The sequence below is a fragment of the Belliella baltica DSM 15883 genome (genome assembly GCF_000265405.1).
Lineage (GTDB): Bacteria > Bacteroidota > Bacteroidia > Cytophagales > Cyclobacteriaceae > Belliella > Belliella baltica.
The window spans coordinates 1,632,553-1,655,038 of record NC_018010.1; the positions used below are offsets into that span (position 1 = coordinate 1,632,553).

Genomic DNA, 22,486 nt, shown 5'->3' on the forward strand with positions numbered 1-22,486 from the left:
AAGTTACTAAACCAAAAATAAAAGTAAGAGTTTATGCCTACTATTAAAAGTTCATATCTAGGAAATCTGAGAACTCAAATGAATCACCTTCAATCTGGGACTGAAGTAATCACTGATGCGCCTTTAGATAACAATGGAAAAGGAGAAGCTTTTTCTCCAACAGATCTAGTAGCCGCTGCTTTGGGAAGTTGCATGGTGACGATCATGGGAATCGTAGCGGAAAGAGATGGATTGGAGATGGAAGGATTGAGTTGGGAAGTAACCAAAGTCATGAATCCTCAACCTAGAAAAATTGCAGAAATAATCGTTGAGTTTCATTGGGAAAATGCCCCTCAGGATGAAAAAATGCTTCAAAAACTAAAAAACGCAGCAAAAACCTGCCCGGTTGCCCTAAGCCTACATCCAGAACTCAAGCAAACAATTATATTTAATTTTTAAAGGAGTAATTCCAACATAATTCTTTTTTCTTTGTAGCACTTTCATAATTTTTTGCGTCTTATCAATATACCTAGGAAAATTAACCGGTTCGTTGGAGCAGCACCTTATTCAAAAAGCTAGAAATGGAGATCCAAAATCTTTGGAAATGCTTTATAAGCATTTCTATGGCTATGCTATAAGTATTGCTTTGCGATACTCCAATTCTAGAGACGAAGCTTGTGAAATTGTCAATGATAGCTTTATGAAGATGTTTGATAAGCTTGATCAGTATAAAGAAAACAATTCCTTCAAAGGCTGGTTTAGAAGAATTTTGGTCAATACCTCAATTGATTACTATAGAAAAAATGTAAAGCACTTTGCAGTGATGGACATTGATCACGCGGAGCTTGAAAGTAGCAATCCTGAGATTATTGATCAGCTCTCTTTAGAGGATATTCTACTAGCCTTGAGAAGTCTTCCAGAAATATTGAGGATAATCTTTAATATGTACGAGATCGAGGGTTTTTCTCACAAAGAAATTGGAGAAAAACTTGGCATTCCTGCAAGTTCGTCAAGGACCTATCTTGCGCGAGCAAAACAAAATTTAAGAGAAAAAATAATAGCACTTAATCATATCAATAATGAAGGAGCAGTTCGATAAAAAACTTGCTGAAAAAATCAAAGACTCCTTTGCTAATCACCAAGAGCCTTTTGATCCCAAACAATGGGAGAAATTCTCAGCTTCTTATTTTACCTCAAAAACTCCAAACAAACGCTTTGGATGGACGTGGTGGGCTTCTGGTATCGCAGCAAGTTTGTTGATCGGTGCATTCCTTTTTTTAGCAAGTATTGATGAAGATCAATTTGAACAGGAAATGATCTCTTTACTAGAACATACAGAAGAAGTAAATCAAGATATTCAATCAAATTCAAAGGATGAAATTCCTTCAATTGATGAACCTAAATATGAAATTGAAAAAAATACAGCAGAAGGAAACAAAAAAGAAATAACACAAAGTATCAATGAAGTAACCACTAAGATTGAAAATGATCAAATTGAATCTAGCAAAAATTTGGCTCAACAACAGAATTTAAAGAAAGAGCTTTACCTTGATCCAATGTCGGCATTAACAGACAAATCTACCACACCTAATAGCAAAGACGAAAATAGAACTTTAATCACCAAGGATATTCAAGAGAACAATAGTTCGACAAATAAGCTTTTGGAAAAGGAAAAAGTAGGAAAATCAAAAGACCTTGTTACAGAATTCAACTTTAAAAATGCATTGGCTACAGATGAGCAAAATGCTCAAAAGGTTATTGATAATTGGCTAAATGAAGATTTGCCCAAAAGTGGCTTAGATGAAAAATCAAAAAAAGATCTTGATAAAGTGATGAGATTGGGAGTGATTTTAGCTCCACAGACTATTTCTAGCAACACGCAAACAATGAATTTAGGAGCTGGCTTGATGTCGGAATTTTCTTTTTCTAAAAGGTTAAAACTTGATGTTGGTCTCGCATATGCACAACAATCTATTAGTCCAAGTATCAATCAAGAAGTGATAGCGACTAGTAGGATGGGTAGTCCACTTGGAGATTTTCGCACGGCGAGTTTCTCAAATAATTTCGTAAATGCAAGGTATGAATTGAGTTTTGGTCAGTTAGAAATCCCCCTGAATCTTAAGTATAAGATCATTGAAAACAAAGATTCAGATTTTTATCTAATTACAGGTGTGTCGAATATGGTTTATTTGAATCAAAAGAATGTTGGAACATTTACTTCGGCTAACTTTGCAAGTAGCGGACTGATGTTCAATCAGCAAGCTGTGCAGACATTTACCGAAACAGTCACGCCAAGTAGTTCGAATGATGGAAGTGATGTCAATGTTGGTCAAATGTTGAATCTTTCCATGGGCTATGAATATAGTTTGAAAAACGGAACGTTTATTTCTGTAGAGCCTTTTTACAAGTTATCAGTAGGAGGTCAAACTTTCGTCAATCAACAATTTGCCATAGGCGGATTAAACTTGAGAATGAATTTTCAAATCAAAAAGTAATCTATAAAGTATGAAATTAATGAAAATACCGATGCTACTAATCGCATTGGTTACAGTGATGGCAAGTTGTATTACCGACCAAGAATCTGATTATGAAAGAATCGTAAGCAGAGATACGAGGTTGTTGGAAGCTTACTTGGAGAGAAATGGAATTGATGCCATTGAAAATCCTTTGGGTTATTTCTATCAAAAAACAGAATCCAATGACGTAGGAAACCAAATTGTGAATAAAGATATTTTGGGGATTTATTATGAAATCAAAACGATAGATGGTCAAATGATTGATAGCTATCTTGATGAGACAAAGCCACCAAGAATTTTTCTTCATGATGAAGGAGGTCTAATTCCTCGTGTGATGAATTTCAGTGCAGGCTTAGCGAAAGAAGGAGAGACATTTAAGATTTATGCACCTTCCTACCTAGCATATCAAGAATATAGTTTCCAACAGCTGATTTTGCCAAACTCAAACCTAGAAATCAAAATAAAGTATGCAAATATACTTTCTGAAGAAGAGGTTGAAGAATTAGAGGATAGTTTGATTCATGCTTACTTGGAAGAGCAGGGGAAGGTTGGTTTTGAAAGAACGGAAGAAGGTCTTTATGTCAAAGTTATAGATGAAAGCGAAGCGGACGCAGAATTAGCAGCTGTGGACGATATAGTAGTTTTTGATTTTGAATTAACTCAAATGGGATCTGATGCAGTAATTTCTAAATCTACTGAAAACTCACCTTTGCAAGTAAAGGTGGGAGATCAGGGGAATTTAGATTTCTTAAATTTAATTTTAAAGGATTCTAAAGCGGGGATGCAAATCGAAGTGTTCTCACCCTCGCAATTGGCCTTTGGGATTACTGCTCAGGTTTTTCCATATCAAATTAGGCAAGATTTATTCAATAGAGGAGTACTCAACTCAGTAGCGAGGCCATTCGAACCGATTTATTTTAAGGCAACCATAAAAGAAGTCAAGTAAGCTTTTTTATCCCCTTCAGTTAGTTTTGAAGGGGATTTTTTTAATCTCTTGAAATTTGTTTTGTGCGTTTCATTGTTCAACTTTGTTCAGTTATAAACCCAAATAAATTATGAGTTTTCTTTTTAACAGTTTTGAAGGCTGGAAACAGTATTGTGAAGCGAATAAAGTACAATTGTTCGAGGCGGTAATCGAATACGAGACAGTCCAAAAGGGGAAGCAAGAGCAAGCCATTTGGGATGGATTGCAACATGCTTATGAAGTCATGAAAGATGCCGTAGAAACAGGCCTAAACGAAGAAATGACTTCTCGATCAGGCATGATCAATAATGGAGCAAAGAAAGTTTATAAACATCCTGTTTCTGTTTTATCCCCCGAGTTTCAAAGATTGATTTCCAGAGCACTAGCAGCGAAAGAAGTAAACTCTTGCATGGGTAGAGTTGTGGCAGCACCTACTGCAGGAGCCTCAGGGATTCTACCAGGAACCTTATACACACTCCAAGAAATTCACGAACTCGCAGATAGAAAAATCCTCGAGGGGCTACTTGTCGGAGCAGGAATCGCTTTAATTATTGAAGAGAAAGCAAGTTTAGCGGGAGCTGTTGGGGGCTGTCAGGCAGAAACTGGCTCTGCTGCGGCGATGGCTGCAGGAGCAATGGTTTATTGTCTTGGAGGATCGATTGATCAAATTTTTAATGCAGTAGCGATAACCATTCAATGCATGTTGGGATTAGTTTGCGATCCGGTAGCAGGTCTAGTAGAGGTTCCTTGTGTGGTCAGAAATGCAAGTGCAGCAGCTATTGCGAACAGTTCTGCTCAAATTGCCTTGGCCAATGTAAGTGCTGTAATTCCCGTAGATGAATGTGTAGAAGCAATGGGTGAAATTGGCTCAAGTATGGAGAGCAAGTATAAAGAAACCGCTATGGGAGGATTGGCAGCGACGCTCACTGGTCAAAATATATCAAAAAGAGTTTTGATTCAGGACATTGAAATGCTTCCTGATGAAGATGTAGAGGAATGATTTTTTAGAAGAAAAATTTTCAATTTTTTTTTAGAAAATGGACAGTTTTTCACGCCAGTATTTAAAGAAAAGATAAAATTGTCCAAACTTTCTTTGGTTTATTTCTGATGATGTATTATCCCTCGGAAAAAATCAAGTACCTTTGTGCAAAATTATTGTCATGACCGAAAACACACACAAAGCAGGCTTTGTCAACATCGTTGGGAAACCCAATGTAGGCAAGTCCACCTTAATGAATGTGCTTATAGGTGAAAGACTTTCGATTATCTCCTCCAAGGCTCAGACCACCCGACATAGGATTATGGGCTTGATCAATGATGATGACTATCAGATTGTTTTCTCGGATACTCCGGGGATGTTGAAGCCAAAATATGAGCTTCACAAAAACATGATGAGTTTTGTCCACATGTCATTGGAGGATGCAGATGTGATACTTTTCGTAACCGATCTATTCGAAACAGACGAAGAAATAGAAGACGTAATAGAAAAGATCAACCAGTCAGGAGTACCTGTACTCCTTGTTATCAATAAAGTGGATCTTTCTAAGGAAGGACAGCTTGAAGAGGTGACAGCCTATTGGACACAGCGCATCAAAACAGAAGCCGTCATTCCGATTTCTGCAACCGAAAGCTTCAACACCGAGCGAATTCTTCAAGAAATTCTAGATCGATTGCCAGTTCACCCGCCATTTTATGACAAGGCAGAGCTGACAGATAAACCAGAGCGATTCTTTGCCTCTGAAATCGTACGCGAAAAGATTTTCCTTAATTATAAAAAAGAAATCCCATACAGTACAGAAGTTGCTATTGAGGATTTTTATGAAGAAGAAAATATCATCAGGGTACGTGCCATCATCTATGTAGAGCGCAATAGCCAAAAAGGGATCATCATCGGCGAAGGTGGAAAAGCACTCAAGCGAGTTGGTATCCAAGCAAGGGCTGAAATGGAAAATTTCTTTGGAAAGAAAATCTTTCTTGAGACGTATGTCAAAGTGGAAGATGATTGGAGAAAGAACAAAAATAAGTTGAAGAAATTTGGTTACGACCAATAAGAAATAAGAAAATGTCAAATATAGTAGCAATTGTAGGGAGACCTAATGTAGGGAAGTCTACCTTTTTCAACCGCTTGGTTGAAGAAAGAAAAGCGATAGAAGACAATATGTCTGGGGTAACCCGTGATAGACATTATGGTCATGCGCAGTGGGGCGGAAAATACTTTTCAGTGATTGACACTGGAGGTTATGTAATCGGTTCGGATGATGTATTCGAAGCTGAGATCAGAAAGCAAGTGACCTTGGCAATAGAAGAAGCCAACGTTATCCTTTTTGTAGTGGATTGTCATGATGGATTGACTGACTTGGATAAGGACTTTGCCAATGTGCTTAGATCTTCTAAAAAACCAGTTTATATCGTCGCCAACAAAGCCGACACGCAAGAAAAAGAATTGAATGCATCTGAATTCTATGCTTTAGGGCTGGGTGACAATGATGTATTTCCAATTGCAGCTGTTTCTGGAAGTGGTACAGGTGACTTGCTTGATGAAGTAATCAAGCATTTTCCAGAAGGCGGTATAGAGGATCCAGACGAGGGAATTCCAAAAATTTCGATTCTTGGAAGACCTAATGTTGGAAAATCATCTTTTTTAAACGCACTTCTTGGAACTGAAAGGTCTATCGTAACTAATGAAGCTGGAACCACAAGAGACGCTATCAATACAAGATACAAACTTTATGGGCAGGATTTCATAATCACAGATACTGCGGGTATTCGTAAGAAAGCCAAAGTAAAAGAAGATATCGAATTTTATTCAGTGATGCGCTCTTTAAGAACATTAGAGGAGTCTGATGTGATTATTGTGATGATCGATGCTGAGAGAGGATTTGAAGCTCAGGATATGAACTTGATCTCTCTAGGGATAAAAAATAATAAGGGAATCATGATCATGGTGAATAAATGGGATTTGGTCGAAAAAGATCACAAGACCATGGATACCATTAAAAAGGATATGCTTGAGAAGTTGGGTGAGAATCGCTGGATTCCAATGATCTTCACTTCGGTGCTGACTAAGCAAAGAATTTTTCAAGCAATTGAGCTTGCTGTAAAGGTTTATGAAAATAAAACCAGAAAGGTTCCGACTTCAAAAATCAATGATGTTATGTTGGCTGAGATTGAAAAATATCCACCGCCAGCATGGAAAGGAAAGTACATTAAGATCAAGTATGTGACTCAACTTCCGACCAAAAATCCGGTTTTTGCTTTCTTCTGTAATTTACCTCAATATATCAAGAATCCTTACACGAGATACTTGGAAAATAGATTAAGAGAAAACTTTGATTTTGAGGGTGTTCCGATCAAAATCACGTATAAAAAGAAGTAAAAAATAAATTTGTGTAAAACACTTGACAGTTACATAAACGGTGTTACATTTGCATGCTTAATTTAAGAAACAAACAAAAAAATGAAAAAGGTATTTGCATTATTCGCTGTAGCAGGAATGTTATTCACTGCATCTTGTGGCAACAAAGAAGTTTCTGAAGAAACTGAGATTGAAGTAGTAATCGAAGAGACTGAAGAGGCAACTGAAGAAGTAATCGAAGAAGCTGTTGAAGCTACTGAAGAGGTTGCTGTTGAAGTTGAAGAAACTGTTGAAGGTTAATCAACCCTCAATTCTAAAATTTAAAAACCCTCTGAGCAATCAGAGGGTTTTTTTGTTTTAAAATATTCAGAAAATGTTAAAAAAATTATTTAAAGATTTTATCTAACAAAAATCCCCCATCGTTTTCCGATAGGGGATTTTTTGTTTTTATCCTTCTACTTCCGAAGCGTATTCCTCAACAGGAATACAGCTACAGATTAGATTTCTATCTCCGAAGGCTGAGTCAATTCTTCTGACAGTTGGCCAGAATTTGTTTCCCCTCACATAAGGAAGTGGATAAACTGCTTTTTCTCTTGAATAAGGAAGTTCCCAATTCTCTGCCAAAGCTAGATTTGCTGTATGTGGTGCGTTTTTCAACACATTATTTTCTTTGTCAGCTATTCCATCATAGACTTCTTGAATTTCAGCTCTGATTGCGATCATCGCGTCACAGAACCTGTCTAATTCTGAAACTGTTTCTGATTCAGTAGGTTCTACCATCAAGGTGCCAGCTACTGGGAATGAAACTGTCGGCGCGTGGAATCCATAATCCATCAATCGCTTAGCGATATCTTCTACTTCTATTCCTACTTCCTTGAAAGCACGACAATCCAAAATCATCTCGTGTGCAGCTCTTCCTCCTTTACCAGTGTACAAAATTGGATAATGAGCTTCTAATTTTGCTTTGATATAATTTGCATTGAGAATGGCGATTCTTGTAGCATTAGTTAAGCCTTCTCCCCCCATCATAGCAATATAGGCATAAGAAATAGGCAAGATACTCGCACTACCAAATGGAGCCGCTGAAATTGCATTGATCGCCTGCGTTCCGCCTGTCTGAACCAAAGGGTTTCCAGGAAGGAAAGGTACCAATTGCTCTGCTACTGAAATAGGTCCCATGCCAGGTCCACCGCCACCATGTGGAATACAGAAGGTCTTGTGAAGATTCAAGTGACAAACATCAGCCCCAATTCTGCCTGGGCTTGTCAATCCAACTTGTGCATTCATATTTGCTCCATCCATATAGACTTGTCCACCATGGTCGTGGATGATTTGACAAATTTTCTGGATTGCTTCTTCAAACACACCGTGAGTAGAAGGATAAGTAACCATCAAAGCAGCCAATTCATTGCTGTGTGCTTCTGCTTTTTGTCTTAAATCATCGATATCTATATTTCCTTTTTCATCACACTTCACTAAGACCACTTTCATTCCTGCCATGACAGCAGAAGCAGGGTTTGTTCCGTGAGCAGAGGTTGGGATGATAGCGATATTTCTGTGATGATCACCTCTGCTCATGTGGTAAGCTCTGATGACCATCAAGCCAGCATATTCTCCTTGAGCACCAGAGTTTGGCTGCAATGAAGTGTCAGCAAAACCAGTGATCTCTGTTAGCCAATTTCTTAAGTTTTGGAACAATTCATAATATCCTGCTGCTTGATCCTGTGGACAGAATGGATGCAATTGACCGAACTCTGGCCAAGTAACAGGAATCATTTCTGTTGTTGCATTCAATTTCATGGTACATGAACCCAATGAAATCATTGAATGAACTAAGGAAAGATCTTTGTTTTCTAAGCGCTTGATATATCTGAGCATTTCATGCTCTGAATGGAATTGATTGAAAACTGGATGAGTTAGGTATTCAGAAGTTCTCTCAAGACCATCAGGTAAGTTGAGTTCTAATCCATTGACTAAAGTGTCCCAGTTGATTTCCGCTTTTTGATTGGTTGATTTAGCAAATACTTCAATTACATCTTTTACATCTTCAAGCGTTTTTGGTTCATCAAAAGAAAGGAAAATAGCTCCTTCTTCATATCTGAAGTTCATTTCCGCGGAAAGTGCAAACGCTTGAATTTTTGATTGCTGAACAGGATCTACTTTGATCTTTATCGTATCGAAGAAATTATTGTTTTCTTGTTCAAATCCCATTTCTTTGAGGGCTTGAGCGGTCAAACTCGCTAAACCATGAGTTTTTGCTGCAATTTCTTTCAAGCCTTTTGGTCCGTGATATACAGAATACATTCCTGCCATCACTGCAAGCAATACTTGGGCTGTACAGATGTTGGAAGTTGCTTTTTCTCTTTTAATATGTTGCTCACGGGTTTGCAAAGCCATTCTGTAGGCTTTGTTACCATCTCTGTCCTGAGACACACCGATGATTCTACCTGGAACTTGTCTCTTGTAAGTTTCTTTTGTTGCGAAAAATGCTGCGTGAGGTCCTCCAAATCCCATTGGAACACCCAGTCTTTGGCTTGTACCTACTACCACATCCGCTCCCATTTCTCCTGGAGGTGTTAATAGCGTTAAGCTCAAAAGATCAGTTGAAAATGCAGTCAATACATTATTTTCTTTGGCAGCAGCGACAAGAGCAGCGTGATCGATTACTTCTCCATCCATATTTGGATACTGGATCAGTACACCGAAAATATCAGCATCAGTCAAGTCCAACTCAGATAAAGGTGCAATCACCAGTTCAATTCCAACAGGAATAGATCTCGTAATCAACAAATCTCTCGTTTGAGGGAATACTTTTTCATCTACAAAAAATTTGTTTGCGTTTTTCTTTTCTCTAGGCTTAGAGGCGTGTAACATCGTCATCGCTTCAGCAGCAGCCGTTGCTTCATCAAGAAGAGACGCATTTGCCATTTCCATTTTCGTCAAATCCATGACCATCGTCTGGTAGTTGATCAAAGCTTCAAGTCTTCCTTGAGCGATTTCAGCTTGATAAGGAGTGTAAGCGGTATACCATCCTGGATTTTCAAGCACATTTCTCAAAATCACTCCAGGAACAATAGTATCATAATACCCCAAACCAATAAATGATTTGAAGATTTTATTCTTAGAAGCCAAAGTCTTGAATTCTTTCAAAAAAGCAGCTTCAGATTTTGCGCTTGGCAAGTCCAAAGGCTTCGTCAATTGAATAGATTTTGGGATGGTTTGATCAATTAACTCGTCAATTGAAGCGGCACCAATTTTCTCAAGCATCATGTTCACATCTTCCTGAGATGATCCATTATGCCTATTTTCAAACTTTGTAGATGGGGAAAGATTAATCTTCATAATCAATAATGTAAAGGGAATTTATTGGGGTTATATCCTCATTGATTTTTCGTAGCGCAAAGGTATAAATTATTGCAGTATATCAATTTGATAACTTCAAGATTTATACCTTCGTAACAGTTCAAATTGATAAACGGTTTTATTCTATTAAGAAATATTTCTAAGTTTATCGTCTAGTTTAGAAAACCATTAGATTTTATTTATGAAGAGAAATTATTTGATAGCAGGAATGTTATCCTTGTGCCTAACCTATCAGGTAAGCGCACAAGATGCTACAGCACTGAAATATGCAGAAAAAATCACTGCTGCTGGCTTAGAAGAAAAACTAACTTACCTAGCTTCTGACGAAATGGAAGGAAGAGATACAGGTGAAAAAGGTCAAAAAATGGCTGCGGAATACCTAGTAAATCATTATAAAAATTTAGGCTTAGCAGGCCCTGTGAATGGTGAGTACCTTCAAAAATTCAACTTAGCCTCAGTTTCTTTCTCCGAAGTCAGTATGACAGTTGGAAAACAGAAATTAGTCAACAATGAAGATTTTGTTTTCATAGGTGATGGCGATATGAAAAAAGCTGCCAAAGCTGACTTGGTATTCTTGGGTCTTGCTTCTGAAGAGAATTTAGCCAAAGTAGATGTAAAAGGTAAGCTTGTCGGCCTTTGGGCGATTGGTGAAAGAGCACAGACTGTTGTGAGAGATGTGATGGATGCAGGTGCTGCAGGTATCGTAATCGTAACTATGGAAGGTCAGGCAAATTTTGATAGACTGGCAAACAGATATAAATCACTTAGCGGTAGGGGTAGATTAGGGTTCGAACAACCTTCTAAACAAGAACCGATCTTCCTAGTGAGCTCAGATAAAATGTCTTCTTTATTTGGAACTCCTGTGGAGATTTTGAAAGAAGCAGCTAAAAACAATCCTGAATCTATCAAGTCTCAAAAAGCTTCTTATTTGATTAAGAAAAGTACAAAATTGGTTCCTACTGAAAATGTAATGGGCTACTTGGAAGGAACTGACAAGAAAGAGGAAGTTTTGGTGATTTCATCTCACTATGACCATACTGGTATCGACAGCCAAGGAAGAATCAACAATGGTGCAGATGATGACGGTTCTGGAACTGTCTCTGTAATGCAGATTGCTGAGGCTTTTGCTGCTGCCGCCAAAGACGGTATCAGACCAAGAAGAAGCATTCTTTTCTTGAACGTCACAGGTGAAGAAAAAGGGCTTTTGGGTTCTGAATACTATTCCAATAACCCAATTTTCCCATTGGAAAATACTGTGAACAACATCAACATCGATATGGTCGGTAGAATTGATTATGAATATCAAGACGCCGAAAACCAAGACTATGTGTATGTCATCGGTTCTGAGATGCTTTCTTCACAATTGAAAGTGATCAACGAATACAATAACATTACTTACACTGGTTTGAAATTGGATTACAGATATGATGCAGAGGATGATCCAAACAGATTTTACTACAGATCGGATCATTACAACTTTGCTAAAAACAATATTCCTGTAATCTTCTTCTTCAATGGTGTTCATGATGACTATCATCAGCACACGGACACAGTGGACAAAATCGAATTCCCATTGATGACAAAAAGAGCAAAATTAATCTTCCATACCTCTTGGGACCTAGCCAACAGAGAGCAAAGAACTCCTGTAGACGGAACGAACACAAGAACAGACAGATAATAAAAGGATGAAATCTAAGGGATGAAGAATCTTACAATTAAGATTTAAGATTTTAGAATTCAGATTTTAGATTTATCTCAAAAAATTATAAAATAAGACCTGCTGGACATTAAGTCTGGCAGGTTTTTTTGTTTTATTTTGGCAAGGGAAATGATTTGAAAATTTAAATTTGAAACTTTAAATATAAGAAGCGAAACGTAAGAATTTAGAAAGAAGATTTTTATAGTGACTTTTTTGACAAGCTAATTAACTCTAATCTACTTTAAAATCTTTATTAAAAAATAAACTAATTCTTGCGTATAATAATAATATTGCAAAAGCTCTTAGGCGAGAGTTGACTTTGGCCAAAGTTTTTTATTTATTTTACTTTAGTGAATTATGAAAAAGTACACATTATTAATGGCGATTCTTGGAGTTTTTGCATTTTATTCGAACCCTGTGGTAGGTCAAGAAGAAGTGCCGGATGATGAATATGAGTGGTGTCAATTTATTGATAGACCAGATAGACCTGAAATAGATGGTTGTAAAGTTGCTTATTTCGATCATATTTGTCCTTGCGAATAATTTCTTTAGCCCACTTCAATCATTTTTGAAGTGGGCTTTATTAATTAAAAAACAAAAATATGTATTTAAAAAAAAATTGATACCGGTAATTTTCATTTTCATTTTCTCATGTAATGATCAAGATTATGGAAAATTTATTTTAAAGGAATTGGATGAGATTGTTGTCCCTGTTAATGATTTCGCATTATCCAATCCAGGAATGATTAGTATTTACGACTCAGACTCTGGAGAACATGTAATGATTTACAATCATGTAATCAACAAACTGCAGATTTCAGAATTTCCATCTGGAAAATTGAAATTAAATATTCCATTAGAGTTTGAGAGCGAGAAAAGAACTAAGCGATTTACAGGAGGAACTCTGATTGCTGAAGATTCGATTTTTGTGACATTTTATCCTCCTTCACTTGGAATGATAAATTTTAAAGGTGATTTAACCTTTGAACAAAAATTACCTGAATCTAATTATAGAGTTTCACATATCGGGAATGGGAGCATGATCCCACTTTTCAAATCGAATGGTAGAATTTATGGTGCTCAGCCATTCCTAATGGATCATCATAGAATGTCAAAGGAAGATGTTCAAAAACAGCAGTTGGTTTACAGTGTGAGTTTGGAGGAAGATGGTGCGGCCTGGCATGAAGTTTTTTATAGTCCGACTTATTGGGATGAAGGGAAAAAGCTTTCCTATTTTTCTTGGGCAAAGCGTGGTGATTTGATTTATATTTCTCCATTTTACGATCATCAAATTCAGGTTTTTGATACCAAAACAAATCAAGTTGTAAATGTCAAAACCGTCAAGTCAAGTCAAGTGGATAATTTCAATGTGGTGAATCAAATGCCTGAAAACGAAAGTAAATCAGTAATCGCTACCTTGGAGTCAGGTCAATATGAGACTTTTTTATATGATAAATATAGAGATGTTTTTTATAGAGTTTTCCTCCCACCTTATCCGATCGAAAAGCAGTATGAAATAGAGGAACTTAGATTAATGGAAAGATCAAGACCAAAAACAGGAATCATGGTTCTTGATGCAGATTTGAATATTCTTTCAGAGCATATATTTGATTTATTTCAAGTTCACTCTTCAGATAATTTTCTTGTTGGTAAAGAAGGGCTTTATGTCTCAACTAATAATATGAATAGTCCGAGCTTTACCGATGATCAAATGAGCTATGTTAAGTTGAAACTGGATCAATAACAGTATCTTTAATATTCTAATTTTACATTAAGCTTCTCTAAACTAAATCGAAACTGTGTTATAATCATGCATAGTCCAGATTTCCCTTTTCACTGATTATTCCCTAACTTTAAGAGAACCCCAAACTATGAGAAGCTATGAAATACCACATCACTTTTATCGTATTGATACTTTGTTTATCGCTGGCAAAAGCTCAAGAAATTCCAAGCAAAGAAATCCAAATCAAAACAGCCTTGCTCGCTGCTCCAGAAGAAATGAAAGCTGGTGCCATGGTCTATGGATATGATGAAAAAGGAGAATTTATCATCTTGCGCAAAGGAACCAATGAGCTCATCTGCCTCGCGGACGATCCAAAAAGTCCGGGATTTAATGCTTCTTGCTACTTTAAGGAACTGGATATTTTTATGGAAAGAGGTAGACAGCTGAAAAAGGAAGGAAAAAACACTAAGGAAATTTTTGATATTAGAGAAGCAGAGGCAAAGAGTGGAAAATTAAAAATGCCTAAGGATGGAGCGACGCTTTTTGTATTGACAGCCGAAGATGCTGATTACAATCGGAATACTGGAGAAGTCAAAGATTCTTATCTCCGCTATGTGGTCTATATCCCATGGGCAACTTCAGAAAGTACAGGTTTGCCACTTCGCCCTTCTGGACCAGCTATGCCATGGATCATGGATCCCGGAACACACCGCGCCCACATCATGATCAATCCACCGAGGAATTAGGGTAGTTATTTGTTGATTAAGTGATTGGTCAAAAATCTTTAACCACAAGGGTTACGAAGAATTCACAAGGGTCACAAAGTCTAACTCCCCTAAGGAATATCACTGTGCTCTTTGTGCAACCTTGGCGTTTTTTGTAGTAAAAAGATTATTTTGCGTTAGCCAACTTTAAAACATCAGAATCTTCTAACATTTCAACCTTCCCAAAAAATTCTAATCAACAATGGCGGGCAAGTTTTTCCAATCTTTCAATCCGCCACGTCTGACAAGTTTTTCCAATCTTCTATCCTCTCCCAAAATCGAGCTTTTCCAACCTTCCAATCTTCCAACTTTCCCAATCTTCCAACGTCTACCCCCCTTTCTTCTTCCATTTCCCTTGGGTTTTCATTTGGTTTCTGTTGCGTTTGGCCTTAGAGTTTTTGTTTCCACGTTTTTCTTTTGGCTTGTTGGGGTTGGGTCTTGGGATCGCTTTTTTCTCGTGAAAGCCCCCTTTGAAATCAGGGTTTTCCTTCCGCTTCTGACCATCAATCTCACGATCATAGATTTGTTTTTCTATAAATGGCGTTGGAGTAATGGAAACTTCATCTGGAATGTTGGCTTCCATAACAGTCATTCGGATGATTTCTTCTATCCTTTCGAAGTGATAGATTTCCGCAGGATTGACAAAAGTAATGGCCGCACCATCTTGCTCTGCGCGACCTGTTCTTCCAATTCGGTGAACATAATCTTCATAGATCAAAGGCACATCAAAATTGATCACATGACTCACCATGGTGATGTCAAGCCCTCTTGCCGCCACGTCTGTTGCAACCAGAATTCTTACATCACCCGCTTTAAAATCCTCCATGGAGTTGATCCGTGTATTTTGTCCTTTGTTGGCGTGAATCACACGGATTTCTCCAAGATTTTTCCTGCTTAAATATGTAAAAACAGATTCCGCATTTTTTCTCGATTTGGTAAAAACGATCACTCGTTTTACATTTTCGTCTGCTAGAATGTGTTCAAGGAGATTTGTTTTGGTTTTGATATTTGGGACAAGATACTTGATCTGATAAATGGTCTCAGCTGTTGTCGCTTGTGCTGAGATTTCTACCCTTTCAGGAAATTCTAAAAATTCTGTAGAAAGTCGTTCTACTTTTTCACTGAAAGTGGCAGAGAAAAGAAGGTTTTGTCTTTTGGTAGGGATCACTTCTAGAATTGCTCTGATTTGTGGGGTGAATCCCATGTCTAGCATCTTATCGGCTTCATCCATGACCATGGTTTTGATTTCACGGACGAAGATTTCACCTTTTTTGTACAGATCCATAAATCTGCCTGGGGTCGAAATGATAATATCAACTCCTGCTTTTAATTTTTCGATTTGCGGTTTAGGGCCAAGTCCACCATAAAGACATACAAATCTCAAGTCTGTGAATTTCCCAAAATCAATCACAGCTTCCTCAATTTGCATGCAAAGTTCACGTGTTGGAGCAAGGATTAGAACTCTCGGATGTTGTCCTTGAGCATATTTTGCTTTAAATAAAATCGGTAGCACATAGGCTGCGGTCTTGCCTGTTCCGGTCTGCGCAATACCTAAAACATCATGTCCAGCTAAAGCAAGTGGTATAGCTTTTTCCTGAATTGGGGTAGGTTTGGTGTAGCCTGCCTCTTTGACTGCTTCTAAAAGCTGTTTATTTAATTTAAAATTTTCAAAAGATGGAGTGCTATCGGACATGATTGATTATTTTTGAAGAATTGGGAAAACATTAGAAATTAAACTCAAACAAAGTTTTTCTGGTTGATTTTTGTAATTGATTTTCTCCCAATGTCAATTACAGATATGAACAACCTTTCATACAAAATTAAAATTCCATGAAAAGTATCTTGATCACCGGTGCAAATATAGTAAATGAAGGCAAGATTACCCCTCTAGATATTCTTATCCAAGATGGCTTATTTTATAATGTTGGAAATGATCTGTCAGAATTTGATGCGGATATCAAAATTGATGCAAAGGGAAAATACATTTTTCCTGGCCTTATTGATGATCAAGTTCATTTTAGAGAGCCAGGATTGACGCATAAGGCTGACATTTATACAGAAAGTAAATCTGCCGTAGCAGGCGGGATCACCACTTATATGGAAATGCCCAATACTGTTCCTCAAGCTACTACGATAGAATTGCTTGAAGACAAATACAAAATCGCATCCGAAAAATCTTTGGCGAATTATTCTTTTTATTTAGGGGCAACCAATGATAATATTGATGAAATTTTAAAAGTAGATCCAGAAAATGTTTGTGGGATTAAGGTTTTTCAAGGTTCATCCACCGGGAATATGCTGGTCGATAATCAAGAAAGTCTCAAAAGAATTTTTTCTGAATGTAAACTCTTGATCGCTACACACAGTGAAAATGACAATATCATCAAAGAAAATCTAGAAAAGTACAAAGCAGAGTTTGGTGAAGATATCCCGACTGAATATCATCCTAAAATTCGAACAGAGGAGGCCTGTTACGATGCATCAAAAAGAGTAGTAGATTTAGCGAGACAGTATGGATCCAAATTGCATGTTTTACATATAAGTACAGCCCGGGAAGTCGAGCTGTTTGATAATCGATTACCTCTAGAGGAAAAAAGGATCACAGCAGAAGCTTGTGTTCACCACCTTTGGTTTTCGGAGGAAGATTATCAAGAGAAGGGAAATTTTATCAAATGGAATCCAGCGATCAAAACTGCTGAAGATAGAGCAGGGATATTAAAGGGTGTTCTGGAAGGTAATATAGATGTGATTGCGACAGATCATGCGCCGCATACATTGGAAGAGAAAAGCGAAAAGTATCTCAAAGCTCCATCTGGAGGCCCTTTGGCACAGCACAGCTTAGTCGCTTTATTGGATCTATACCATGACCGCAAGATTAGACTTGAGGAGATAGCTCAAAAGACGAGTCATAATGTTGCGATTTTATTTGAAATCGAAAAAAGGGGATATATCAGACCAGGATACCATGCGGATTTGGTCATTGTAGATTTAGATAGTCCATGGGAAGTAAATAGAGAAAATGTACTATCTAAATGTGGTTGGTCACCTTTTGAAGGCCATACATTCAAGTCAAAAATCACGCATACGATCGTTTCGGGTCACTTGGCGTACGATAATGGTACATTCAATGAAGAAAAGAAAGGAGAGCGAATAAAATTTTCAAGAAAATAAATTGATTTTGTTTGCTTACAAAAATCCGAAATACTACTTTTGCAGTCCGTTCAGATAGATGATCTGAAAAGTAATTTATATGGTGGTTGTAGCTCAGCTGGTTAGAGCACTGGTTTGTGGATCCAGGGGTCGCCGGTTCGAACCCGGTCTTCCACCCTTTGACCCCTCCTATGGAGGGGTTTTTTCATTTTTCAGGAATAAAAATGAACTCAAATGGCATATATTTTGTCTAAAAAAAGTAAAAAAACAAATCAACTATACTGTAATGTTTACATTATTTAAAGCTTCACCAAAATTCCCAAAGGTGCAACCGCTAAATGTTAAATTCATTCAGCGATATTTTGAGAAGTTTGAAGAGTCAATTAAGACTTTTGAAGAACTCCAAAAAGAAAGTGTTAGCTCTTAATTTGAGCATAGATTTAAAGGTTATGGAAACATAACCTTTATTTTTTGTCTAATTAGTTTTTCTTTCAATTAGTATAAACTATTTTTATGGAAATCTCCAAACTTTTAACCAAATGAGTTATATCCATTTTGACAAAACCCAACTAATAAATCTTAATTATTCTCTCGATCGCGAAATAATCAGAACTAATAGAGGAGGTTCTTACACCAGCACAACAATCATTGGATGTAATACAAGAAAATATCACGGGCTTTTGGTGTCTCCTCAACCACAAATAGACTCACAGCTCCATGTTTTGCTTTCTACAGTTCATGAAACAGTTATACAAAGAGGAGCTAGTTTTAACTTAGGTATCAATAAGTATCCGGGAAATTATTCCCCTCGTGGGCATAAATATTTGGAGGATTTTGATTCGGAGCCTATTCCAAAATTGACCTATCGTGTGGGAGGTGTTGTCTTGCAAAAAGAACTGATTCTTGACACCAATCGAGATAGAGTGATGATTAGATATACTCTTTTGGATGCCCATTCACCAACCAAAATCAGAATCAGCCCTTTCTTAGCATTCCGAGGTTATCACAGTCTTTCAAAAGAAAATGGTGATATCAACAAAGATTTTCAAAAGGCCCCAAATGGTGCGATTTTCCAGTTGTATCCAAATTATTCACCATTATTTTTACAATTGTCAAAGAAAAACCACTTTGAATCTAACCCTAATTGGTACAACAATATTGAGTATATCCTAGAAAGAGAACGTGGTTATGATTACCAGGAAGATTTGTTTGTACCAGGGTTTTTTGAATTTGACATTGAAAAAGGAGAATCTGTAATATTTTCCGCAGGTTTGACAGAAGCTGATCCAAGTACTAGGCAACGTGCTTTTGAAAAAGAATTAGCAAGAAGAATCCCAAGAAGTAATTTTGAAAATTGTCTTAAAAACTCTGCTGGTCAGTTTATTCAAAAAAGAGAAGGGAAAACACATGTGATTGCTGGATATCCTTGGTTTGGTTGGTGGGGAAGAGATACCTTTATCGCCTCACCTGGATTGACCTTGCCAAATGGAGATAAAGATACTTTTTTAGAAATTATGGATACCATGGTCGCTGATTTGCATGGACCGCTTTTCCCCAATGTAGGTAGTGGAGTAATGCGAAACATGAACTCTATGGATGCTCCACTTTGGTTTTTTTGGTCACTGCAGCAATATATTGCCTTTACTGGAGATTCGAAAACTGTCAAAAAGAAGTATTTGGAAAAAATGAAAGGGATTATTGAAGGCTATAAGGCGGGAACAGACTACAATATCCACATGCTTGAAAATGGACTAATGTTCGGTGGTGAAGAAGGTATTGCTCTTACTTGGATGGATGCCGTCAACTCAGATGGACCTGTTACTCCTAGAATCGGCTGTCCAGTAGAAATAAATGCACTTTGGTACAATGCACTTTCCTTTTATCATGAATTGACTGGGGATAAGGAGATAGAAGATTTGGCATTGAAGGTCAAAACAAGTTTTATTGAAGAGTTTTGGGATGAAAAGAAAGGCTATTTGGCAGACTTTTTTAACAATGAGTATAAAGATTGGTCAATTAGACCAAATATGGTTATTGCTACTTCATTGCCATATAGTGCTTTAGAAGAAAGTCAGATGGATAGTGTTTTGGAAATTGTAAAATCTAAATTGCTTACACCAAGAGGGTTGAGGTCCTTATCTCCAGATGACCCCGGGTATAAAGGGTATTACTTTGGCAACCAATATACTCGTGATATTGCTTATCATAATGGAACAGTCTGGGCATGGCTTTTAGGTCATTTTTCAGAGGCTTACCTGAAGCTTCATGGAAAGTCAGGAAAGAATTTTATTGAAAAAATTATTAAAGGGTTTGATAGTGTGATGACCCAATATGGAGTTGGTACTGTTGCTGAGATTTTTGATGGGGATCCCCCACATCGTGCTAAAGGGGCTATTTCTCAAGCTTGGAGTATTGGTGAATTATTGAGAATGATGTATCTAGTGAACAAAGTTTAACGCTATTTTATGAAGGTTTTAATGTTTGGGTGGGAATTTCCACCACATATATCTGGAGGACTTGGAACTGCCTGTTATGGCTTGGTTAAGGGACTTGTGCATCATAAGCAAGATATAATTTTTGTTGTGCCAAAATTATGGGGTGATGAAGAACCACTTGCAGATTTTGTTAATGCCAGTGGGGTTACCATCGATTACAGAGAAAAGAAATTCAAGCAGATTTGGAAAAATCTCACCTATTTAGAAGTAGGTAGTTTCTTGGTTCCTTATTTAAGTCCAGAAGAATTTAAGAAATACACTGATTATGCTATGCACGATAGAGTTGATGTAGATGAAAGTGTGTTTAGCAACAAGTTTGAGTTTAGTGGTAAATATGGGAAAGACTTGATGAAGGAAGTTTCTAGATACGCCTTAGTTGCAGCTCAAATAGCAAAATCAAAAGATCATGATGTCATTCATGCCCATGATTGGTTAGCCTACCCTGCTGGGATTGCTGCCAAACACATGAGCGGTAAGCCACTTGTAGCACATATTCACGCCACTGAATTTGATCGTTCTGGAGAATCAGTAAACAAGCCTGTTTTTGATATTGAATATGCCGGGCTTCATGCTGCTGACCATGTAGTAGCAGTAAGTCATTTGACTAGGAATATTGTAATTAACAAATATGGTGTTCATCCAGATAAAGTCAGTGTACTTCACAATGCCGTTTTGGATGCAAGCATCATTGAGTCTAAAGTAAAGAAGAAGGTTCCTGAAAAAATCGTGACTTTCTTAGGTAGGATTACTTTCCAAAAAGGACCAGAGTATTTTGTAGAAGCTGCCAAGAAAGTTATCGACAGAGACCCAAATGTACGATTTGTGATGGCAGGTAATGGGGATTTGCTCAATCGGATGATTGACCGAGTTGCTGAATTGGGAATGGGAACGCGATTTCATTTTACAGGATTCCTCAAAGGTCAAGATGTTGATGACATGTATGCCATGTCAGATGTTTATGTGATGCCGTCTGTTTCTGAGCCATTTGGAATTGCACCTCTAGAGGCGGTGAGGCACAATACTCCTGTGATTATTTCAAAACAATCAGGGGTAGCAGAAGTGCTTCAAAATGCAGTTAAAATTGATTTTTGGGATGTTGATGCCATGGCAGATGCTGTTTTTGCGCTACTTCATTATCCCAGCATTTCTAAAATGTTTAAAGAGTTGGGTAGCGAAGAATTGAAAAATTTGAAATGGGAACACGTCGCTGCCAAATTAGTCACTGTTTATGAAAAAATAACTAAAGAATAGCTATGAGAACGATTTGTTTTTATTTTCAAGTACATCAACCTTTAAGGATTAAGCCTTATCGTTTTTTTGACATAGGGGATGATCATTATTATTGGGATGATTATAGCAATAAAAGTATCATGCGTAAAGTAGCTCAAAAATGCTATTTACCTATGAATGCGCTTTTGTTAGATTTGATCAATCAATATAATGGTGCATTTAAAGTAAGTTTTTCAATCTCAGGCGTTTGTTTAGATCAATTTGAAGCTTATGCTCCAGATGTGCTTGATAGTTTCAAAAAACTAGTTGCTACGGGGCATGTAGAGCTTTTGAGTGAAACAGATGGACATGCTCTATGTGCTTTAAAAAGCAAGGATGAATTTACCAGAATGGTCAAAAAGCATAAGGAAAAAATAAAAAAACATTTTGATGGATATGAGCCAAAGGTATTTAGAAACACCGAGTTGATTTATTCTGATACTATTGGGGCAACGGTGTCAGAAATGGGTTACGAGGGAATATTGACTGAAGGAGCAAAGCATATATTAGGTTGGAAAAGTCCAAACTATGTTTATCAAAATTCAATCAAGCCTGAATTAAAAGTTCTCTTGAAAAACTTCCAACTCAGTGATGATATTGCTTTCAGGTTTTCAAATAAAACTTGGGCTGATTACCCTTTGACCACTGATAAATTTGTAAAGTGGATCAATAACATTCCAAAAGAAGAAGAAACTCTCAATCTTTTTATGGATTATGAAACTTTTGGAGAGCATCAGTGGGCAGACTCAGGGATATTTGAATTTATGAAGGCTTTGCCTAATGCTGTGTTTAATGGAAGTGATTTTGGTTTTTCTACACCTTCAGAAGTTCTTAAGCATGCCAAGATGATTTCGCCAATTCACGTACCAACACCGATTTCTTGGGCCGATGAAGAACGAGATTTGACAGCTTGGTTGGGTAATGATTTGCAAGATGAAGCTTTTGGGAAATTATATGAATTGGAAGATAAGGTAAAGAAAATCGATGATGCTGAAATTCAGAGGGATTGGGTTTATTTACAAACTTCAGATCACTTCTATTATATGTGCACCAAGTTTTTCTCTGATGGAGATATTCACGCTTACTTTAGCCCGTATGATTCTCCTTATGATGCATTTATCAACTATATGAATGTTCTGAGCGATTTTATTCTTAGAGTTGAAAAGAAAATCAAGGAAATAAAGACAGTTTGATAGAATCAGTTTAAAG

The 22,486-nt window shown here is 37.2% G+C and carries 19 protein-coding genes and 1 tRNA gene; 17 read left to right on the plus strand and 3 right to left on the minus strand.

What is annotated here, in order from left to right; all coding sequences use genetic code 11:
* Positions 1–33 precede the first annotated feature (33 nt).
* The 8 genes from BELBA_RS07560 to BELBA_RS07595 all read left to right on the plus strand — a co-directional run bounded on the left by BELBA_RS07560 (position 34) and on the right by BELBA_RS07595 (position 7,114).
* Positions 34–438: an OsmC family protein gene (locus tag BELBA_RS07560; protein WP_014772144.1), complete on the plus strand. Its 405-nt coding sequence runs from the start codon at positions 34–36 to the stop codon at positions 436–438.
* Positions 439–529: 91 nt separating this feature from the next.
* Positions 530–1,078: an RNA polymerase sigma factor gene (locus tag BELBA_RS07565; RefSeq protein ID WP_014772145.1), complete on the plus strand. Its 549-nt coding sequence runs from the start codon at positions 530–532 to the stop codon at positions 1,076–1,078.
* Positions 1,059–2,474 (plus strand): porin family protein, encoded by a 1,416-nt coding sequence (locus BELBA_RS07570; protein WP_014772146.1) that lies wholly within the window; start codon positions 1,059–1,061, stop codon positions 2,472–2,474. Before BELBA_RS07565 ends, BELBA_RS07570 begins: the two co-directional genes overlap by 20 nt.
* 10 nt (positions 2,475–2,484) lie before the next feature.
* Positions 2,485–3,441, plus strand: a complete 957-nt coding sequence (locus BELBA_RS07575) for an FKBP-type peptidyl-prolyl cis-trans isomerase (RefSeq protein WP_041779279.1) — start codon at positions 2,485–2,487, stop codon at positions 3,439–3,441.
* Positions 3,442–3,550: 109 nt separating this feature from the next.
* Positions 3,551–4,459, plus strand: coding sequence for an L-serine ammonia-lyase, iron-sulfur-dependent, subunit alpha (gene sdaAA / locus BELBA_RS07580; RefSeq protein WP_014772148.1), 909 nt, complete (start codon positions 3,551–3,553; stop codon positions 4,457–4,459).
* 160 nt (positions 4,460–4,619) lie between these two features.
* On the plus strand, positions 4,620–5,510 hold the full coding sequence (gene era / locus BELBA_RS07585) for a GTPase Era (protein ID WP_014772149.1): 891 nt from the start codon (positions 4,620–4,622) through the stop codon (positions 5,508–5,510).
* 11 nt (positions 5,511–5,521) lie between these two features.
* The gene (gene der, locus BELBA_RS07590) at positions 5,522–6,835 is read left to right on the plus strand and encodes a ribosome biogenesis GTPase Der (protein ID WP_014772150.1); all 1,314 of its coding nucleotides are present in this window, start codon (positions 5,522–5,524) and stop codon (positions 6,833–6,835) included.
* A gap of 81 nt (positions 6,836–6,916) precedes the next feature.
* Entirely contained in the window at positions 6,917–7,114 is a 198-nt protein-coding gene (locus BELBA_RS07595; RefSeq protein WP_014772151.1) for a hypothetical protein, read from the plus strand.
* A gap of 147 nt (positions 7,115–7,261) precedes the next feature.
* On the opposite strand, the gene gcvP is transcribed toward BELBA_RS07595, so the two are convergent.
* On the minus strand, positions 7,262–10,156 hold the full coding sequence (gene gcvP, locus BELBA_RS07600; RefSeq protein WP_014772152.1) for an aminomethyl-transferring glycine dehydrogenase: 2,895 nt from the start codon (positions 10,154–10,156) through the stop codon (positions 7,262–7,264).
* A 202-nt stretch (positions 10,157–10,358) separates the two neighbouring features.
* Between gcvP and BELBA_RS07605 the strand changes: the two genes are divergently transcribed.
* From BELBA_RS07605 to BELBA_RS07620, 4 genes are all read left to right on the plus strand, one after another.
* Positions 10,359–11,855: a M28 family peptidase gene (locus tag BELBA_RS07605; RefSeq protein ID WP_014772153.1), complete on the plus strand. Its 1,497-nt coding sequence runs from the start codon at positions 10,359–10,361 to the stop codon at positions 11,853–11,855.
* A gap of 378 nt (positions 11,856–12,233) precedes the next feature.
* The gene (locus BELBA_RS07610) at positions 12,234–12,419 is read left to right on the plus strand and encodes a hypothetical protein (protein ID WP_041779280.1); all 186 of its coding nucleotides are present in this window, start codon (positions 12,234–12,236) and stop codon (positions 12,417–12,419) included.
* A gap of 76 nt (positions 12,420–12,495) precedes the next feature.
* A complete protein-coding gene (locus tag BELBA_RS07615) occupies positions 12,496–13,620 on the plus strand; it encodes a DUF4221 family protein (protein WP_245531150.1) in 1,125 nt (374 codons plus the stop codon).
* A 137-nt stretch (positions 13,621–13,757) separates the two neighbouring features.
* Positions 13,758–14,345 (plus strand): hypothetical protein, encoded by a 588-nt coding sequence (locus BELBA_RS07620; RefSeq protein ID WP_014772156.1) that lies wholly within the window; start codon positions 13,758–13,760, stop codon positions 14,343–14,345.
* A 245-nt stretch (positions 14,346–14,590) separates the two neighbouring features.
* On the opposite strand, the gene BELBA_RS20325 is transcribed toward BELBA_RS07620, so the two are convergent.
* On the minus strand, positions 14,591–14,713 hold the full coding sequence (locus tag BELBA_RS20325) for a hypothetical protein (RefSeq protein ID WP_014772157.1): 123 nt from the start codon (positions 14,711–14,713) through the stop codon (positions 14,591–14,593).
* A complete protein-coding gene (locus BELBA_RS07625; RefSeq protein WP_014772158.1) occupies positions 14,692–16,056 on the minus strand; it encodes a DEAD/DEAH box helicase in 1,365 nt (454 codons plus the stop codon). Before BELBA_RS07625 ends, BELBA_RS20325 begins: the two co-directional genes overlap by 22 nt.
* Before the next feature lie 137 nt (positions 16,057–16,193).
* On the opposite strand from BELBA_RS07625, the gene BELBA_RS07630 reads away from it, so the two are divergent.
* The 5 genes from BELBA_RS07630 to BELBA_RS07655 all read left to right on the plus strand — a co-directional run bounded on the left by BELBA_RS07630 (position 16,194) and on the right by BELBA_RS07655 (position 22,470).
* Positions 16,194–17,534, plus strand: coding sequence for a dihydroorotase (locus tag BELBA_RS07630; RefSeq protein WP_014772159.1), 1,341 nt, complete (start codon positions 16,194–16,196; stop codon positions 17,532–17,534).
* An 81-nt stretch (positions 17,535–17,615) separates the two neighbouring features.
* Positions 17,616–17,691, plus strand: a tRNA-His gene (locus tag BELBA_RS07635).
* 361 nt (positions 17,692–18,052) lie between these two features.
* Positions 18,053–19,969 (plus strand): amylo-alpha-1,6-glucosidase, encoded by a 1,917-nt coding sequence (locus tag BELBA_RS07645; RefSeq protein WP_014772160.1) that lies wholly within the window; start codon positions 18,053–18,055, stop codon positions 19,967–19,969.
* Between the two features lie 9 nt (positions 19,970–19,978).
* Entirely contained in the window at positions 19,979–21,259 is a 1,281-nt protein-coding gene (locus BELBA_RS07650; protein ID WP_014772161.1) for a glycosyltransferase family 4 protein, read from the plus strand.
* Positions 21,260–21,261: 2 nt separating this feature from the next.
* On the plus strand, positions 21,262–22,470 hold the full coding sequence (locus BELBA_RS07655) for a glycoside hydrolase family 57 protein (protein ID WP_014772162.1): 1,209 nt from the start codon (positions 21,262–21,264) through the stop codon (positions 22,468–22,470).
* Positions 22,471–22,486: the final 16 nt, after the last annotated feature.

Bases quoted from the DNA above. Each gene is read 5' to 3' on its own strand.
- BELBA_RS07605 (WP_014772153.1), top strand. From the start codon at position 10,359: ATGAAGAGAAATTATTTGATAGCAGGAATGTTATCCTTGTGCCTAACC.
- der (WP_014772150.1), top strand. From the start codon at position 5,522: ATGTCAAATATAGTAGCAATTGTAGGGAGACCTAATGTAGGGAAGTCT.
- BELBA_RS07625 (WP_014772158.1), bottom strand. From the start codon at position 16,056: ATGTCCGATAGCACTCCATCTTTTGAAAATTTTAAATTAAATAAACAG.
- BELBA_RS07575 (WP_041779279.1), top strand. From the start codon at position 2,485: ATGAAATTAATGAAAATACCGATGCTACTAATCGCATTGGTTACAGTG.
- sdaAA (WP_014772148.1), top strand. From the start codon at position 3,551: ATGAGTTTTCTTTTTAACAGTTTTGAAGGCTGGAAACAGTATTGTGAA.
- BELBA_RS07570 (WP_014772146.1), top strand. From the start codon at position 1,059: ATGAAGGAGCAGTTCGATAAAAAACTTGCTGAAAAAATCAAAGACTCC.
- BELBA_RS07655 (WP_014772162.1), top strand. From the start codon at position 21,262: ATGAGAACGATTTGTTTTTATTTTCAAGTACATCAACCTTTAAGGATT.
- BELBA_RS07630 (WP_014772159.1), top strand. From the start codon at position 16,194: ATGAAAAGTATCTTGATCACCGGTGCAAATATAGTAAATGAAGGCAAG.
- BELBA_RS07645 (WP_014772160.1), top strand. From the start codon at position 18,053: ATGAGTTATATCCATTTTGACAAAACCCAACTAATAAATCTTAATTAT.
- era (WP_014772149.1), top strand. From the start codon at position 4,620: ATGACCGAAAACACACACAAAGCAGGCTTTGTCAACATCGTTGGGAAA.
- BELBA_RS20325 (WP_014772157.1), bottom strand. From the start codon at position 14,713: ATGGAAGAAGAAAGGGGGGTAGACGTTGGAAGATTGGGAAAGTTGGAA.
- BELBA_RS07650 (WP_014772161.1), top strand. From the start codon at position 19,979: ATGAAGGTTTTAATGTTTGGGTGGGAATTTCCACCACATATATCTGGA.
- gcvP (WP_014772152.1), bottom strand. From the start codon at position 10,156: ATGAAGATTAATCTTTCCCCATCTACAAAGTTTGAAAATAGGCATAAT.
- BELBA_RS07595 (WP_014772151.1), top strand. From the start codon at position 6,917: ATGAAAAAGGTATTTGCATTATTCGCTGTAGCAGGAATGTTATTCACT.
- BELBA_RS07620 (WP_014772156.1), top strand. From the start codon at position 13,758: ATGAAATACCACATCACTTTTATCGTATTGATACTTTGTTTATCGCTG.
- BELBA_RS07610 (WP_041779280.1), top strand. From the start codon at position 12,234: ATGAAAAAGTACACATTATTAATGGCGATTCTTGGAGTTTTTGCATTT.
- BELBA_RS07560 (WP_014772144.1), top strand. From the start codon at position 34: ATGCCTACTATTAAAAGTTCATATCTAGGAAATCTGAGAACTCAAATG.